This window comes from Amycolatopsis melonis (assembly GCF_040064235.1).
GTDB lineage: Bacteria > Actinomycetota > Actinomycetes > Mycobacteriales > Pseudonocardiaceae > Amycolatopsis > Amycolatopsis melonis.
In genome coordinates this window covers 117,609-132,469 of record NZ_JBDZYD010000010.1, presented here as the reverse complement: position 1 = coordinate 132,469, position 14,861 = coordinate 117,609, and the positions used below count along the sequence as shown (strand labels likewise).

Here is a 14,861-nt window from a genome sequence, read left to right as displayed (position 1 = left end):
TTCCTCGACGCGACGTGCCGACCCTGGGTTCGGGAAAAGCCCCGCCGGTGTTACGCCTCAGCGCGAAACGGACCACCATCTGTTATCCGGCCGAATATTGCCGTCACGATCCGGTCACGAACATCCGCCGGTGACGGAAAAGCTGTCACGGCCGAACGCGTCGGCGCGATCAGCCAGCGTGATCGAATCTCTCCCGTTGTCCGGCGCCGGCGGCCGTCCCGCGCACGATCTCGACTTCACCGCGGTGGAAATCCGTACCACGGGATTGCGGCCGGGACGCATTGTCGAGCTCGCCGCCGTGCGGATGCGGCCGGACGGCACCGTGGCCGGCGAATTGACGACGACGATCAATCCCGGCCGGGCGGTCACGCCGGGCTCGGTCTTCGTGCACGGCCTCACCCGGGACGAACTCGATGATTCGCCGCCCTTCGGCGCTGTGCTGGGCCCGCTGCTGGACCTGTGCGGCGGCAGTGTCGTCGTGGCGTACAACCTGCCTTTCGTGGCCGCCTTCCTGCGCGACGAAATCGCCCGGCTGGGGGTGCAGGTGCCGGTGCTGCCGGGCGTCGGCCTGCTCGCCGCCGCTCAGTCGGCCGTCCAGCTGCCCAACTACCGGCTCGCGACGGTGGCGCACGCTTTCGGCGTCTCCGTCCGGCTCGGCCGGCCCGCGGTGACCGGCGCCCGTGCGGTCGCGCGGCTGGCGGTCACGCTGTTCGGCAGGCACGGGTTCACTTTCGCGGTCGCTCCGGCCTTTCCCGCGGTGCCGCGGTTCGCGGCAGGCGGACGGCTGCGCCCACGGGGCGAGGAACCGCCGGTCGAGCAGGGCTGGATGGCCGATGTCGTCGAACGTGTGGTGATGGGACCGGTCGGTGGTGATCCGGCGCTCGGGTACGCGTACCTCGACCTGCTCGCCGGAGTCGTCGCCGACGCGCACCTGACGCACGAGGAGGTCTGGGCGCTGGCCGCGCTGGCGACCGAGGCCGGGCTTCCCGAAGCGCAGGTCCGGGCCACCCACGAGCAGTTCGTGACGTCCTTGCGTGCCGTGGCCGAAGGTGACGGGGTGGTGACCGATGCGGAAGTCCGTGAGCTGAACCAGGTTGCGGAAGCGCTCGGCGTGCCGGAACTCGTCAGTGATCTGCGGCGCTCCGGCGGGGACCGGCCGGTCAGGGTGCTCGTGCTGGGCAGCACGGCCGCCGCGGACCGGCTGCGTGCCCGGGTCCTGGCCGAAGGGGCTCAGCTGGCGAAGAAGCTGACCGCGACCGTGACCCATCTGGTTCGCGACGAGACGGTTCCGGACTCCGAGCCCCGGCTGGCCAGGGCAGCGGAGCTGGGGGTGATCGTCCTCGGCCTGCCCGAGGCGACGGCTGTCCTCGGATTCGGTCCGGCGCCGGCCCAGCGCACGTCCGTTCTGCCGGAGGTGCCTGCCGTGGTGGCTCCGCCGGTTCCCCAGCCGGCGCAGGTCGTCGCGCCTGCGCCCCGGACGGTGAAAGTCCTCGGCGGGCGGATCCTGATGGGCTTCGGGCTGCTGCTGATGTTCATCGTCGTCGTCACCATGTTCGCCGGGTCGCCGCTCGCCGTGGGGATCTTCCTCGGGATGCTCGGAGTCGGGGCGCTCCTCGGCGGGTGGTGGATCGCCGAGCCCGCGCCGCGGTGAGCCGATCTTCGGTACTCTCGGTCCGGTGCCCCGGCTGATCCATCTGAACGGCCCGTCCGGAATCGGGAAGTCGACCATCGCGCAGGCCTACGTGGACCGGCATCCCGGTGTCCTCAACCTGGACACCGACCGCGTCGTCTGTCTCATCGGGGGCTGGCAGGACACCTTCTTCCGGACCTTCCAGGCCGCGCAGCTGCTCACGGCCGCCATGGCCGGGGCGCATCTGCGGACCGGGTTCGACGTCGTCATGCCGCAGCTGGCCACGCGCGTTGCCGACGTCGAGCCCTTCGAGGCCGTCGCCGCCGAATGTGGGGCCGAATACCGGGAAATCCTGCTCACCGCGGACAAATCCGTGGCCTGCGAGCGCTTTGCCGGCCGGGCCGCCACGGAGGATGCCGTCACCAAGGGCATCGACGACGTCCTGTGGGAACGCGGGGGCACCGCCATGGTCGAGAAGATCCACGACCAGCTCACCGCCTACCTGCCGCAGCGGCCGCGGTGCGTGGTCGTGCCCACCGGCGGGCGGGCGCCCGAAGACACCTATGCCGACGTCGTTGCCGCGCTCGGCGCCCCCGTGCGGGGCCGCTGAGCCGGTCCGGTTCACTGGAGTCATGGCGGGCATTCCGGAACTGGCGTTGCGGCAGATCGAACGGTGGTGCGCCCAGCGCGTCCCCGAGCGGCTCAGGGACCGGATCCGGGTCGAATGCCGGACCCGCGGCCGGACGGTCACCATCGTCGAACGGCGTGCGCCAGGGCAGCCCGAAGCCGACTGGACCGAGCAGAAGATCGCGCAGCTGCGGCTGGACGACTTCGGGATCTGGTCGGTCTTCTGGGCCGACCGCACCGGCCGGTGGCTGTCCTACCCGGACGCGCCGGTTGCCAGCACCCCGCCCGCGCTGCTCGCCGAGATCGACCGCAACCCCGACGGCGTCTTCTGGGGCTAGGCAGGCGGCGGGAACCGCACCTCGTTGCGGTCGATCTTCGCGTGCGCCGCCGCGGCCAGGTCGACGCCGAGGCGGTCGGCCAGCTGCAGCAGGTACAGCGTGACGTCCGCGATCTCGTCCAGCACCTTCGCCGCCAGCTCGGGATCGTCGCGCCACGCGTCCGACTCCTCCGGCGTCAGCCACTGGAACAGCGAGGTCAGCTCGCCCACCTCGCCGGAAAGCGCCATCACGAGGTTCTTCGGGGTGTGGTACGGCTCCCACGCGCGCGCCGCCGCGAAGCCGCGCAGGCGCCGGGTCACGTCTTCGAAGGTCACAGGCCCGATTATCCCGGCCGTCACCGTGCGCTAACGGCCGTATGGCGGATCCGCGTTGACCGGTGAATCTCTCACTCAATAGGTTGACGCTCGTCGGGATGTGTGCGGGGTCCAAGGCCGGGAAAGGAACGTCTTGAAGTACCTGCGATCCGTCCGCGGCCGCATGCTCGGCATCGCCTGCATCCCCGGCGGTGCCCTCGTCCTCGTGGCACTGGTGATCGCGGTTTTCCTGATCCACCAAGCGGTTCGCACCCGCGACCTCGCCATGGAGACCGCTTCCGCGGCGGAACGGACGGCCCGTGCGGTGGTCGCCCTGCAGGCCCAGCGCAGCGCGGCGATGGCCGTGCCCGGCCAACGGGATGACGCGTACGCGAATTTCACCCAGCGGATCGACGACGCCATCACCGGACTGAGCGGCTACGCGCGGCGGGCGCCGGACGCCGAATCCGGCTTCCAGCAGACCACCGCCGTCGAACTGCTTTCCGTGGCCGAAGGGATGTACCGCTCCGATTCCCTTGCCCTGTCCGGGCTCGACAGCGGAACGCGGCGGCAGTTCACCGCCGCCGTCGCCGCCTACCGCGACCGGCTCGCGCGGGTTGCCCCGCAGCTCACCGAGAGTGGCCGGACGGCGTACGAGTCGCTGGTCCGCAGCGCCGACTGGAGCAGGCTGACCGCCGCGGAGGACGCGCTGACCGCGGCCGAACCGCTGCCGGTACCCGAGTCCACCTGGCGCAGCGCCGCCTACACCGTCTCCGACCAGCTGGGCAGGCTGTACACGCAGCAGAGCGAGTACGCCGTCGAACTCACCCTCGACGACGGCCGCCGCACCCTCGCCGGCGCGCTCGCCGCCGGCGCGGCACTTCTGCTGTGCGCGGTGCTCCTGCTGTTCGTGGTGCGGCGGCTGGTGGCGCGGGTTCCGGTGCCGGTCGTCCCGATCATGGTGCCGACCGTCCGCCCGGCCATCCCGCGGCCCCGGCACGCACGGTCACGACGGCCGCGGCTGCCCGAACCGTGGCCGCTGAAAGCCGTGTTCGACGATCTGCGCCGCCGGTGAGCCGCACACGAAGCGTCACGGACTACTCCGAAAAGAGCACGCGGTTGGCGCACACGCGCCGCACCGGGGGTCGGGCAGACTGGTGCGCGTGAGTCCCCACCCCGATCTTCGCCTCTACCTGCGCACTTTGGACGCGGAGACGCTGGCGGACCTGCTGTACGCCCAGGCCGAGCGTGACCCTGAGTTACGCCACTCGCTCGAACTGCGCGCCGCCACCCAATCCGGTGACGTCAGCGAGGCCCACCGGCTCCTGGACACCGCGGTCACCGGCGGGAACGCCGAGTACGCCGCGAAGGTCGGCGCGGTCCTCGACACGCTGCAGCGGATGCTCGACGCCGGCAGCCGCGCCGACCTCGCGCCGCTGGCCCGCCGCACGGTCGACGACATCAGCGAGGTGCTGGAACAGTCCGGCGACTACACCGGCGACCTCGGCGACCGGCTCGACCGGGCCGTCGAGCTGTACGCCCGCGCGTGTGCCGCCCGGCCACCGGACCCGGAGAAGCTGGCCGACTGGATCCTCGAAGTCGAGTTCGACGGTCCCGGGCGGCCGTCCATCGACCTCGCCGACTTCGCGGCCGCGCTGGGCGAGCCGGGGCTGCAGCGGATCAAGTCCACTGTGGACGACGTGCTCGCGGCGAGCGGGCCCGGCCACCGCCGTGACGTGGCCGAACGGCTCCGCGAACAGCTCGCCGAGGTCCTCGGCGACGTCGACGAGCTGGTCGCGATCCTGTCGGCCAAGCCGCCGCGCGTCGACGTCAGCCTCAAGATCGTCCGGGTGCTGCGGGCCGCGGGACGGCACAGCGAGGCCATCGCGCACGCCGCCCGCGCGCTCACCCACGACAAGCAGCCGCCCCCGGAACCAGAGGACGAAACGTCCCGCCGCCGCAAGGAGTTCGACGCCGAGCCGGGCCGGGAGACCTACGCCGCGCTGCGCGAGGCCGCGCAGGCCGACGGCAAGTGGACGGCCCAGCGGCGGGCCGCGCTCGCCCGGTTGCGGGAGCTGGCCGCCGAAAGCCCGGAACGGGGTGACGAGCTGGCCCGCGTCCTGCTCGACGACGGCCGTCCCGACGAAGCCTGGCGGGCCTGCGTGCGGTTCGGCGCGTCCCCGGAACTCAAGCTGGAACTGGCCGCGCAGCGTGCCGCGGAGCACCCGGCCGAGACCATCCCGGTCTTCCGCGAACACGTCGAGGACCTCATCGAGCGCAAGGACCCGCAGTCCTACCGCGAGGCCGCGCGACGGCTGAAGCTGTTGCGCAGCTTGCACAAGCAGGCCGGAACGCCGGAGGAGTTCACCGCCTTCGTCGGTGCGCTGGCGGAAACCCACCGCCGGAAAACCCGCCTGATCACGGAAATCCGTACCGCGCGCATCGCCATCCCCAAAGCCGTAACCTCTTCGCGCACCTCTCGTTGACCCGGATGAACCGGTGATACACGTGCACCGGGACACCGCGAGCCCGCCAAGGCGGTCACCCGCTCTGGCCAGCGACGTCGCGGTGGCCCTGTTCCGCCGTCCGGCTCGGCGCCTCCCCGCCGGGCAGGCGGGGGGACCCGCGCCAGGGCCACCGCGACCGGCTGACGGGCGCGGTGCAAACATGACGTCATGAGCCCGGTGAGTCGCGCCCGCAAGAGGCAGCCGCAGCCCGTCACCCACAGCGTGACCGGCCTGTTCAAGGACGTCCTGAACGACTTCTCGGCGCTGGGCGCCGACCCCGCGCCCGTGGACGTCGAGCTGCTCGCCTCCGAGGTGCTCGGCCAGTTCCGCGACCTGCCCGCCGAGGACGGCGCCGAGCCGCTCGGCCTCGAGCTGATCGCTTTCGCACAGCGCAAGATCACCCCCGGTGCCGCCGCGCTGCTGGCCGCGCTGAAGGTCGTCGCGGAGACCGACGTCGAACGCAAGGCCGCCGACGCCGCGCTGCAGGTCGTCCTCGGCCGCGGCATCCCCGAGCCCGCCTGGGCCGGCGCGCTCGGGCAGGTCACCTCCGGCGAGTGCTGGCGCACCGGGGACGTCTACGGCGACGAGTCGTCCCTGCTCTGCGTCTTCACCCACGGCGGGCAGGCGTACGGCCTGCTCGCGCTGCTCGACTTCACCGAGGGCGGCCGCGTCCGGGACCTCGTCGTGATCGACCAGCCCGCCGACGTCGTCGCCGAGATGCGCGAGCAGTCCGACGCCGACCCGGAGCTGGTCGTCTTCGAAGCCGTCGACCCGGCCGAAGCGCACCGCCTCGTCGCCGACGGCCTCGCCGCGACCGACCACCTCGAAGACGCCGACGTCAGCGAGGACTACGCGCGCTTCCACGCGATCGCCCTCACCTGGTGCCGCGCGCTGCCGGAGCCCGCACTCGTGCCCGAGGTGGCCGAGTGGTCCGAGGCCGAGCGCGCCGCCGTCGTCGAGCAGTTCGTCGCGGCGAGCGGGGAGGACGCCGGCGCCGCGCGCGCGATCGGGCGCCTGCTGCTGGAGCACGGCCTGCGCACCGACCCGGCGAACCCGCTGCGCGTGGGCCCGGAGAAGATCGCGCGGTTCCTCGAGGGCCTGCTGGGCGAGGAGTACGAACTCGACGCCGACCACGAGGAAGCCGTCGAGCCGGTCGTGCTGGCCTGGGTCCAGTGGGCGGCGGAGCGGGCCGGGCTGACCGAGACGGCGATCGCCGGGCTCGACGAGGCCGTCGCCGACTACCTGAGCGAGTACGCCGACGAGGACGACTCCCCGCTGGAGCGCTACTTCGGCGACGTCGGCGACCTGTCGCCGACCGAGCTGGCCGACGCGCTGGAGCGGCGGATGTTCGCCGTGCCGTCGCTGACCACGGAGATCGACGAGGAAGAGGTCGACCTCGACCCGGCCGACCCCGAGCAGCGCCGCGCGCTGGTCATCGCCGAAGCCGACGAAGACGAGGAGGAGCAGCGGCTGATCCTGCGCGCCACGATCGTCGACCAGCTGTGGGACGACGAGCCCGCCGAGCTCTGGCAGGCCGTCCAGCGGCTGCAGGAGGGCGAGCTGGACCGCGACGAGATCTTCGAGCAGCTGATCGACGCGCTGGAAAACAGCCTGGTCGACGCGGAAACGCTCGAATACGACGCCGAGGCCTACCTGGAGGCCGTTGCCGCACTCTGAGGGTTCAGGGGAGGGGGCCTGCCGGTTCGGCGGGCTTCCCCTTGCGGCGGCGCTCCTGCAGCCTGTCGTCGAAGTCCACGACGAACGTCCCGGCGGCCATCGCGATCAGCAGGGTCAGACCGAGCACCGCACCGACCCAGGTGAGGATCATCGAGAACATCGTGGGCCTCCTCCCCAGCTCAGAGTCGTTTTCCGGACTCCTTCAGGGTCGCTTTCGGACCCGCGCACCGGTATCGGCCAACCGGTTACGGCTGCCGGGCCCGCCTCGGCCGATCGGCCGGGAAACGGCCGCGGAAAGTCGCGGACGGCGACCGCGCGTGCCCCGGTGTTCGCCCACCGTGGAAATGGGACGCGTGTGGGTGACAGCCGGGCTTGCGTCCCGCGGCGGCGAGGCTCAGAGCTTGCGCAGGCGGACCCGGTTGATGGTGTGGTCGCAGTCCTTGCGCAGCACCAGCGTGGCTCGAGGCCGGGTCGGTTTGATGTTCTCCATGAGGTTCGGCTCGTTGATCGACCGCCACAGGTGGCGGGCCTCGGCGCGGGCCTCGTCGTCGGGCAGGCCCGCGAAGTGGTGGAAGTGCGACGCCGGGTCCGCGAACGCCGTGTGCCGCAGCTCCAGGAACCGCTCGATGTACCAGCGCTGGATGTCGTCGGTGTGCGCGTCGACGTAGATCGAGAAGTCGAACAGGTCGGACACCATCAGCCGCGGGCCCGGCTGCAGGACGTTCAGCCCCTCCAGGATGAGGATGTCCGGCTGCTGCACCACCTGCTCCTGGCCCGGCAGGATGTCGTAGGCCAGGTGCGAGTACACCGGCGCCGTGACGCGCTCGGCGCCCGACTTCACCTCGGTGACGAACCGCAGCAGCGCGCGGCGGTCGTAGCTCTCGGGGAAGCCCTTGCGGTGCATGATCCCGCGGCGCATCAGCTCGGCGCGCGGGTACAGGAACCCGTCGGTGGTGACCAGGTCGACGCGGGGGTGGTCGGGCCAGCGGGCGAGCAGGGTGCGCAGGATGCGGGCGGTGGTCGACTTGCCGACCGCCACGCTGCCCGCGATGCCGATCACGAACGGCACCTTCGTGCCGCGGGAGTCGTCGCCGAGGAACGTCGTCGTCGCCTCGTAGAGCCGCTGGCGCGCGGCGACCTGGAGGTTGATCAGGCGGGACAGCGGCAGGTACACGTCGGCCACCTCGGCCAGGTCGACCTGCTCGCCGAGACCGCGCAGCCGCAGCAGCTCGGCCGCGGTCAGCGGCAACGGCGTGGAACTGCGCAGTTCCTTCCATTGTTCGCGGTGCAGCTCGACATACGGGCTGAGTTCGCGGACCCGGGTCATCGCACACTCCTCCGGCCGTCGCCTGCACTGGCGGACGTTCACCTGCCTGATTAACGGTAGGGCTTACGGCCCGTGAACGCGCTGTGATGTAGTCCACCCCTTACCTGGGGGTTGATCACTGCGGGTGACCGAAAACCTCGGTCCAGGCGGCCGCGACCTGCCGGGCGCACGTCGACGGCGCGACCCCGCCGACGCCGGTGCCGAGGCCCGGCATCGCGATCGTCTCGACGAACTCGCGCAGCGGGCCCTGGTCGAGCCGCCCGTCGCGCCACTTCAGGAACACCGCGCGGGCGGCGAGGTAGGGGTGCACCGTGCCGGACGGCAGCAGCTCGCCGGGTTCCCGCATCGTCGGCGCGCTGATCAGCCACGCCGGCCGGTCCTCGCCGGTCGGGACGACCACGGCCTCGCCGACCGGCAGCTCACCGCCGTGAAAGGCCAGGACAGCGCTGCGCACGCGCTGCTCGACCTCGGGAAAAGCCCGTGCGTAGACCGCGTCGATGCCGCCGCGCATCCAGCCGTAGGAGTTGGCCGGGCTGACCACGGCCTGGGCGGCGACGTCGAGCACCGACCCGCGGTGCACGCGGACGCGTCCGCCGAGCTTGTCCGCGGCGGCGCTCCAGGCCGCGGCGAGTGGTTCATCGACGGCGCACAGCACCAGCTCCGGGGTGCGAGGGAAGACCGGCGGCTCGGCGCCCTCACGGCCGGTGTGCGTGCCCGGGTCGGCGGTCACGCGTCCCAGCATCGCAAAAAACGCCACCCGGCGTAACCGGTTCCCGTACCGGCTGTCCGAGTGAAAGTCGCCACGGCCGGGCCCCGTAGCCTGGGTGTGTGTCACGGATCGCATACTTCGGCCCCCGGGGGACCTTCACCGAGCAGGCCGCGCGGGCACTGGCCGCCGGCGAGGACCTGATCCCGCTCGAGACCATCCGGCTGGCCATGACGGCCGTCCGCAAGGGCGAGGTGGACGCCGCGTGCGTCCCCATCGAGAACTCGGTCGAAGGCGTGGTGCCCGCCACGCTCGACGCGCTTTCGGAGTCGACGCCGCTGGTGGCCGTCGCCGAGACCATCCTGCCCGTCCACTTCAGCGTGCTGACCCGGCGCGGCGGCGGCGAGATCCGGACCGTCGCCAGCCACCCGCACGCGCTGGCCCAGGTCCGCGAGTGGCTGGAGGCCAACCTGCCGGACGCGCACCCGGTGGCGTCGTCGTCGACGTCGGCCGCCGCGGTCGGCGTGCTGGAGGGCGAGTTCGACGCGGCCGTCTGCGCGCCGGTCGCGGTCGAGCACTACGACCTCGAGGTGCTGGCCACCGAGGTCGCCGACGTCGCCGACGCGGCGACGCGGTTCCTGCTGGTCCGGCCGCCGGGTGACCTGCCGGCGCCGACCGGGGCCGACCGGACGTCCGTGGTCGCCGCGGCCGCGAACCGCACCGGCACGCTCGCCGAGCTGCTCACCGAGCTGGCCACCCGCGGCATCAACCTGACCCGGCTCGACGCCCGGCCGACGCGCAACAACTTCGGCGAGTACCGCTTCTTCATCGACTTCGAGGGGCACGTGGCCGAGCCGCGGATCCTCGACGCGCTGACCGCGCTGCGCCGGCACTGCCGCAACCTGCGGTTCCTCGGCTCGCACCCGCGGGCCGACAGCACGCGCACCACGATCGAACCCGGCTTCGGCAACGACGACTTCGTCGAGGCGGCCGTGTGGGCGGACGCGGTCCGCAAGGGAGACCTCGCGTGAGGCTGCTGCTCATCCGCCACGGGCAGACGGAGGGCAACGTCCGCGGCGCGCTGGACACCGCCCTGCCCGGCCCGCCGCTGACCGAGCTGGGCCGCCGTCAGGCGGACGACCTGGCGGCGCGGCTGGCGGGGGAGCCGGTGGTCGCGGTCTACGCGTCGCAGGCGATCCGCGCGCAGCAGACCGCCGCGCCTCTGGCGGCGCGGTTCTCGCTGGACGTCCAGGTCGTCGACGGCGTGCACGAGGTCGCCGCGGGTGACCTCGAAGGGGCGACCGACCACCACTCGGTCCGGGTCTACATGGACACCGTCCGGCGCTGGACGCTGGGCGAGCTGACGCCGTCGCTGCCCGGCGGCGAGAGCGGCACGAGCGTGCGCACCCGGATGCTCGACGCGGTCGGCCGGCTGCGGGCCAAGCACGAGCAGGCCGACCCGGACGGGGTGGTCGCACTGGTCAGCCACGGTGGCGCGATCCGGCTGAGCGCGGAGTGGCTGGCCGCGAACGTCCACGCGGACGTCGCCAACGCGGCGCTGATCCCGAACACCGGCCTGGTCGAGCTGGAGGCGCGGCCGGACGGGCAGTGGCACTGTCTCACCTGGGTGGACACCCCGCTGTAGCCGTCACGAAAGTGTGACCCTGTCACGTTTAAGACACGTTTGGTGGGGAATTCACCGGTCCGAACCAACCTGCCCGCGCTGCGGTACGTCTACCCAGCACCAACCAGGGAGGCGATGGAAATGGTTCGGACGAAGCTTTCACGGTTCTTCCCGGTCGCCGCGGCCTCGGCGGGTGTCCTCGCGCTGGCGGCCTGCGGAGGCGGCGGCAGCACGCCCGCGGCGAGCACGTCGACGCCGTCGACCACGGCGTCCCCCACCACCACGACGGCCACCACGGTCGCGAGCGCCAGCACGGCGGCGCCGGCCACCCAGGCGACCGCGCAGCCCGCGGGCAACGGGCTCTGCAAGGCGGGCGACGTCAAGCTCGCGCTCGGCCAGGGCGACGCCGGTGCCGGGTCGGTGTACCGGCCGCTGCTCATCACCAACACGAGCGCGAAGCCGTGCACCGTCCAGGGCTTCCCCGGGGTGTCCTATGTGGCCGGTTCGGACGGGCACCAGGTCGGCAAGGACGCCTTCCGCGAAGGCACCAAGGGCAACGCGGTCAAGCTGAACCCCGGCCAGACCGCGGCCGCCGACATCCAGTTCGTCAACGTGCACAACTTCGACCCGGCCGTCTGCCAGCCGACGCCGGTCAAGGGCCTGCGCATCTACCTGCCGCAGGAGACCGCGTCGAACTTCGTGCCCGCCGACGGCACCGGCTGCGCGAGCACCAAGATCCCGGGCAACCAGCTGGCCGTGAAGACGGTTCACCCCGCCTAAATGCGGCCGCAGATCTCCTTCGCTTCGGTGAGGTGCCGCTGGCCCGAGATGTCGTTGAAGTGCAGGCTGAGCACCATCCGGCTGACGCCGTCGATGTGGTCGGCCAGCGGCTGGTAGTTGGCGTTCACCTGCGCGGCGGCCGCCGACAGGGCGCGCGCCGCCGTCATCCGCTGCAGCCGTTCCGCGCTGAGGGCGGGCGTCAGCGACGGCTGCGCGTCCCGGCTCGTGTCGGGCAGCTCGCCCACCCGGTCGAGCGCCTGGCACGCCGCGACGGCGTCTTCGAGTGCGCCCGCGTGCACCCCCGACAGGCCCCAGAGAAGGCCGAGCACGCTCGCGCCCAGCACGAACCCGGCGACCGCGCTCAGCACGAGCGGACGGCGTGACGGCCCCGCCGTCTCTCCGCGGTCGACCGAAGACTCCTCGTAGTCGGGCTCGGCGTCGGTGCCGGTGCCCGGGTCCACGGTGCGCATAGCCGCCTCCTCACCACCTGGGTGAGGAGCTATTTCAGCTCACATTCCCGGATCCTGGTGCAGCAGCGCCGCGGCTGAGTCCGATTTGTCATCGAGCGGGAACCGCCGCAGTGCCGCGAACGCGCACGCGGCGATCGCCAGCATCGCCACGCCGGACACCGCGAACGTCCGCGCGGCCGTGCCGAGCGCCTCGGTCAGCACGCCGCCGAGGAGCGCGCCCAGCGGGATCGCGCCCCAGACGACCGTGCGCCACACCCCGAGCACCCGGCCCAGCAGCTCGCCGGGCACCAGCGTGTGCCGGGCCGTCGCGAGGACGACGTTCACCGCGACGACCGCCGCCGCGAACAGGCCGAACAGGGCCGCGCCCGCCACCGGCGAGCGCACCAGGCCCATGCCGCCGAAGCCCGCGCCGCAGCAGACGATCCCGCCGACCACCAGCGCGCGCCGCCCGGCCGCGCGCACCAGGCGAGGCGCGACGCCCGCGCCGATCAGCCCGCCGATCCCGCCGACGAACGCGAAGAGCCCGAAGGTCGCTTCGGACAGGTGCAGGTCTTCCAGCGCGTACAGCACCAGCTGGGCCTGCGCCAGCTCGCTGACCAGGCTGAGCAGCCCGGCGACCACGACCAGCCGCAGCAGCAGCGTGTGCCCGCGCAGCCAGCGCAGGCCGTCGGCCAGCTCGGTGCGCAGCTTCGCCGGCCGGACAGCGCTTTCCGCCTGGCCCCGGTAGGTACCGGCCAGCCCGAGCAGCACCGCGGCCGCGATCGCGAACCCGGCGGAGTTGAGGATGAACGGGAAAGCGGCGAAGAGCGCGAACGTCATGCTGCCGACCGGGCCGCCGAGGAACGTCTGGCCGACGATCTCGCACGCCTGCAGCTTGCTGTTGGCCGCGTCGAGTGAGCCGTCGCCGACGACCGCCGGGATCAGCGCGTTCGCCGCGCTGTCGGCGATCGTTTCGGCCGTCCCGATGATCAGCGCGGTGAGGTAGACCAGCCAGATCGTCATGCCGCCGGTGGCGACCAGCACGGCCAGCACGCCGACCGCGGCGGCGCGGGCGGTGTTCGCGACGATCATCGCCCGCCGCCGGTCGATCCGGTCGACCAGTGCGCCGGCGACCGCCGCGAACAGCAGCCAGGGCAGGAACTGCGTGGCCGACAGCCCGGCGATCAGCACCGGATCGCGGGTCAGCGTCGTCGCCAGCAGCGGCAGGGCCACCTTGCCGATGCCGTCCCCCAGGTGGGACGCCGCACTCGACGTCAGCAGCCACCCGAGTCTTCGGCCGCCGTTCCGGGTTCCGTCCACTGTGCCTCCCCGCACGAATCGAAGTCACCCTGCGACTTTGGGTCACCAGGATAACGGCGGTGCTGGCGCGGCGTGGTCACGTTGTCACTACTCGTGAATACCGTGACCGTTCGACGGAATCAGTGCGGAAAGCGGCGGAAGATCTTGGCGGGGCAGGGAAATCCGCGCGGCCCTAACCCCAGCCGAGTTCGTGGAGCCGGGCGTCGTCGATGCCGAAGTGGTGGCCCAGCTCGTGCACGACGGTGATCAGGACCTCCTCGACGACCTCGTCCTCGTCCTCGCACATGGCGAGGATCGGCTGCCGGTAGATCGAGATCCGGTCGGGCAGCACCCCGCCGTAGGACGACGTCCGCTCGGTCAGCGCGATCCCGTGGTAGAGCCCGAGGATGTCCGGTGCCTCGTCGTTGAACTCCTCGACCAGCACGACGACGTTGTCCATCGCCCGCGCGAACTCGGGCGGCACCTCGTCGAGGGCTTCCGAGACCAGTTCCTCGAACCGCTCCCGGCTCATCTCGACCGGCATCAGCCGTTCTTCTTCGACGTCGGGGGAGCCGCGGAGCCGGTGGCCGGGCCGCCGCCCCCGTCCGACGGCGGGCCGCCGTCCTGCGGCTGGCCGCCGTCGGCGCCTGCCGGGGCGGCCTTGATGCTGCCGGTCACCGCCTGCAGGCCGCTCCGGTCGGGCAGCGCCGCCGCCACCTTGCAGTTGACCTTCGTCGAGCCGGCGTCCCAGCTCTCCTGCTCCCGCAGGTCCCAGGTCAGGGTCAGCTTCTTCGCGTCGAGGTCGGCGCCGCCGGTGTAGTCGCCCGCGGCCTTGGTGCACTCGGTGTCGAGCCAGGCCTTCTGGTCGTCCTGCTTCGGGTAGCCGTCCTTGAACTTCGTCTTGAGGTCGAGGGTGGCCACGATCTCGTAGGAGTGCGGCTGGGCGCAGTCGACCGGGTCGCCGACGCCCTTGCCGAGCAGCGCCAGGCAGGTGCCCGGCTCGAAGACCGGCGACTGGTCCTGCTCCTTCGCCGGGCCGGTCGTCGGCAGCAGCTTGCCGCCCGGGCCCGCCCACTGCAGGCCGCAGCGCAGCTGGCGGTCGCCGTCCTCCCACTGCGACGGCGTCGGGCGCAGCAGGTTCGTCGTCAGCTTCCCGTACGGGTCGAGGTTGTGCCCGAGGTAGGGCTTCACGTCGGAGGTGCACTTCTGCTGCGCGATCTGCTGCCACTGCTCCAGCGACGGCACCGGCGCGCCCGCCGGGAACTGCGCGCCGATGTCCACCAGCGCGGTCACCTCGAACAGGTGCGGCTGGGTGCAGGCCACCTTCCGCGCGTCGCTCGCGTCCGGGTTGTCCCAGGTCAGGCAGCTGCCGGGCGGTGAGTGGAACGCCTCTTCGGCGGCCGCGGACAGCTTGCCGGCGCCCCCGCCGGACCCGCCGGCGACGCCGTCGCTCCACGAGAAGACGACGCTGAGCGCGAGCGCGATGAGCGCACCCGCGAAGATCCCGCCCATCACGACGCGGGTGTGCAGCGTCTGCGTGGCGGTGGGGAACCGATCGGCGCTGGGAGACATCGCAGTCCATGATGCCCGCGTCGCGCGCGACG

At 72.2% G+C, this 14,861-nt stretch carries 17 protein-coding genes; 9 read left to right on the top strand and 8 right to left on the bottom strand.

Annotation, left to right across the window (positions count from 1 at the left end):
- Positions 1–178 precede the first annotated feature (178 nt).
- Genes ABJI51_RS26405 through ABJI51_RS26395 form a run of 3 tightly spaced genes read left to right on the top strand, consistent with a single transcriptional unit; the run spans position 179 to position 2,595 of the window.
- Positions 179–1,651 carry an exonuclease domain-containing protein gene (locus tag ABJI51_RS26405; RefSeq protein WP_348952675.1) on the top strand — a complete coding sequence of 491 codons (1,473 nt, stop codon included), beginning with the start codon at positions 179–181 and terminating at the stop codon, positions 1,649–1,651.
- Positions 1,652–1,676: 25 nt separating this feature from the next.
- Positions 1,677–2,240: a P-loop nucleotide/nucleoside kinase family protein gene (locus ABJI51_RS26400; protein WP_348952676.1), complete on the top strand. Its 564-nt coding sequence runs from the start codon at positions 1,677–1,679 to the stop codon at positions 2,238–2,240.
- 22 nt (positions 2,241–2,262) lie between these two features.
- Entirely contained in the window at positions 2,263–2,595 is a 333-nt protein-coding gene (locus ABJI51_RS26395; RefSeq protein ID WP_348952678.1) for a DUF3024 domain-containing protein, read from the top strand.
- On the opposite strand, the gene ABJI51_RS26390 is transcribed toward ABJI51_RS26395, so the two are convergent.
- Entirely contained in the window at positions 2,592–2,909 is a 318-nt protein-coding gene (locus ABJI51_RS26390; protein WP_348952679.1) for a nucleotide pyrophosphohydrolase, read from the bottom strand. The two genes, ABJI51_RS26395 and ABJI51_RS26390, sit on opposite strands and share 4 nt — an antisense overlap.
- 133 nt (positions 2,910–3,042) lie before the next feature.
- On the opposite strand from ABJI51_RS26390, the gene ABJI51_RS26385 reads away from it, so the two are divergent.
- The 3 genes from ABJI51_RS26385 to ABJI51_RS26375 all read left to right on the top strand — a co-directional run bounded on the left by ABJI51_RS26385 (position 3,043) and on the right by ABJI51_RS26375 (position 7,072).
- Positions 3,043–3,963: a nitrate- and nitrite sensing domain-containing protein gene (locus ABJI51_RS26385; RefSeq protein ID WP_348952680.1), complete on the top strand. Its 921-nt coding sequence runs from the start codon at positions 3,043–3,045 to the stop codon at positions 3,961–3,963.
- 88 nt (positions 3,964–4,051) lie between these two features.
- Entirely contained in the window at positions 4,052–5,374 is a 1,323-nt protein-coding gene (locus tag ABJI51_RS26380; protein ID WP_348952681.1) for a DUF6880 family protein, read from the top strand.
- A 189-nt stretch (positions 5,375–5,563) separates the two neighbouring features.
- A complete protein-coding gene (locus ABJI51_RS26375) occupies positions 5,564–7,072 on the top strand; it encodes a hypothetical protein (protein ID WP_348952682.1) in 1,509 nt (502 codons plus the stop codon).
- 4 nt (positions 7,073–7,076) lie between these two features.
- On the opposite strand, the gene ABJI51_RS26370 is transcribed toward ABJI51_RS26375, so the two are convergent.
- From ABJI51_RS26370 to ABJI51_RS26360, 3 genes are all read right to left on the bottom strand, one after another.
- The gene (locus ABJI51_RS26370) at positions 7,077–7,232 is read right to left on the bottom strand and encodes a hypothetical protein (RefSeq protein ID WP_348952683.1); all 156 of its coding nucleotides are present in this window, start codon (positions 7,230–7,232) and stop codon (positions 7,077–7,079) included.
- A gap of 234 nt (positions 7,233–7,466) precedes the next feature.
- Positions 7,467–8,399 carry a type I pantothenate kinase gene (gene coaA, locus ABJI51_RS26365; RefSeq protein ID WP_348952685.1) on the bottom strand — a complete coding sequence of 311 codons (933 nt, stop codon included), beginning with the start codon at positions 8,397–8,399 and terminating at the stop codon, positions 7,467–7,469.
- Positions 8,400–8,514: 115 nt separating this feature from the next.
- Positions 8,515–9,129 carry a macro domain-containing protein gene (locus ABJI51_RS26360; RefSeq protein WP_348952687.1) on the bottom strand — a complete coding sequence of 205 codons (615 nt, stop codon included), beginning with the start codon at positions 9,127–9,129 and terminating at the stop codon, positions 8,515–8,517.
- 98 nt (positions 9,130–9,227) lie between these two features.
- Between ABJI51_RS26360 and pheA the strand changes: the two genes are divergently transcribed.
- The 3 genes from pheA to ABJI51_RS26345 all read left to right on the top strand — a co-directional run bounded on the left by pheA (position 9,228) and on the right by ABJI51_RS26345 (position 11,509).
- Positions 9,228–10,136, top strand: coding sequence for a prephenate dehydratase (gene pheA, locus ABJI51_RS26355; RefSeq protein WP_348952688.1), 909 nt, complete (start codon positions 9,228–9,230; stop codon positions 10,134–10,136).
- Positions 10,133–10,750: a histidine phosphatase family protein gene (locus ABJI51_RS26350; RefSeq protein ID WP_348952689.1), complete on the top strand. Its 618-nt coding sequence runs from the start codon at positions 10,133–10,135 to the stop codon at positions 10,748–10,750. The genes pheA and ABJI51_RS26350 overlap by 4 nt, the downstream gene beginning before the upstream one ends.
- A 114-nt stretch (positions 10,751–10,864) precedes the next feature.
- Positions 10,865–11,509 (top strand): DUF4232 domain-containing protein, encoded by a 645-nt coding sequence (locus ABJI51_RS26345; RefSeq protein WP_348952690.1) that lies wholly within the window; start codon positions 10,865–10,867, stop codon positions 11,507–11,509.
- On the opposite strand, the gene ABJI51_RS26340 is transcribed toward ABJI51_RS26345, so the two are convergent.
- The 4 genes from ABJI51_RS26340 to ABJI51_RS26325 all read right to left on the bottom strand — a co-directional run bounded on the left by ABJI51_RS26340 (position 11,506) and on the right by ABJI51_RS26325 (position 14,829).
- Complete coding sequence (locus ABJI51_RS26340) at positions 11,506–11,979, bottom strand: hypothetical protein (protein WP_348952691.1); 474 nt, start codon at positions 11,977–11,979, stop codon at positions 11,506–11,508. The two genes, ABJI51_RS26345 and ABJI51_RS26340, sit on opposite strands and share 4 nt — an antisense overlap.
- A 39-nt stretch (positions 11,980–12,018) precedes the next feature.
- Positions 12,019–13,278, bottom strand: a complete 1,260-nt coding sequence (locus tag ABJI51_RS26335; protein ID WP_348952692.1) for an MFS transporter — start codon at positions 13,276–13,278, stop codon at positions 12,019–12,021.
- 172 nt (positions 13,279–13,450) lie between these two features.
- A complete protein-coding gene (locus tag ABJI51_RS26330; protein WP_020642760.1) occupies positions 13,451–13,801 on the bottom strand; it encodes a metallopeptidase family protein in 351 nt (116 codons plus the stop codon).
- Positions 13,801–14,829, bottom strand: coding sequence for a septum formation family protein (locus tag ABJI51_RS26325; RefSeq protein ID WP_348952694.1), 1,029 nt, complete (start codon positions 14,827–14,829; stop codon positions 13,801–13,803). The genes ABJI51_RS26330 and ABJI51_RS26325 overlap by 1 nt, the downstream gene beginning before the upstream one ends.
- Positions 14,830–14,861 lie beyond the last annotated feature (32 nt).